The organism is Haemophilus sp. C1 (assembly GCF_001276515.1).
GTDB lineage: Bacteria > Pseudomonadota > Gammaproteobacteria > Enterobacterales > Pasteurellaceae > Haemophilus.
The window spans coordinates 1-656 of record NZ_LDVZ01000076.1; the positions used below are offsets into that span (position 1 = coordinate 1).

Consider the following 656-nt stretch of genomic DNA (forward strand, 5'->3'; position numbering starts at 1 on the left):
CCCCAAAGTGCATGAGCGGTCAAATTGAGAGCCGTATTCACATTGCCTTTTGCATCTGTGGTCGCTTTCTTAATTTGATTATTCACCGCAGGCGATAATCCTGAAACCACCACCTCCGCTGCCGGTCTGCCGGCTAAAGCGGTGCTGATAACATTTAATACTGAATCCATGATAAGACGTTGACTTCCACCCGTTTCCCATTCTTTGGCTTTGCGACTCGCTGTCTCAAAATTATCTCGTGCTTGTTTGACTAAAGCTTGGTTCGTTTCGTTGTTGTTTTCTGACTTGGCTTTTTCTGCTTCTTCTAACGCAATTGCGGCTTCATGACGTTTCGCTTTCGCTTCTTCGCCAAATTTATTAGCAAGCAAACTCCCTGCTTCCACGACATTCTGTCCAAATTTCTCTGTCACCTCACGTTGGAAATCAAGTTCTTTTTGAACATCATCTTTATTAAAACGATTCTCTAATTTACCACTTTGGCTTTGTGCACTCTCTGTAGTGATATCTGTTTTTATCGCCGCAATTTCTTCTTGTACCGTTTTACCTGTACGTTTTAGCTGCTCTGCTTCATCTTTAATAATGATATTTTGTGTATTAATACCACTTTTTGTTGTGCTAGATTGGCTATCGGAATCTTTACCATAGCCCATGCCATA

Annotated in this window: 1 protein-coding gene; it reads right to left on the reverse strand. The window is 41.6% G+C overall.

Annotated elements, in window-relative coordinates; translation table 11 throughout:
* A partial coding sequence (locus ABW51_RS10230; protein ID WP_197271874.1) for a hypothetical protein occupies nt 1-656 on the reverse strand: 656 nt, incomplete at both ends.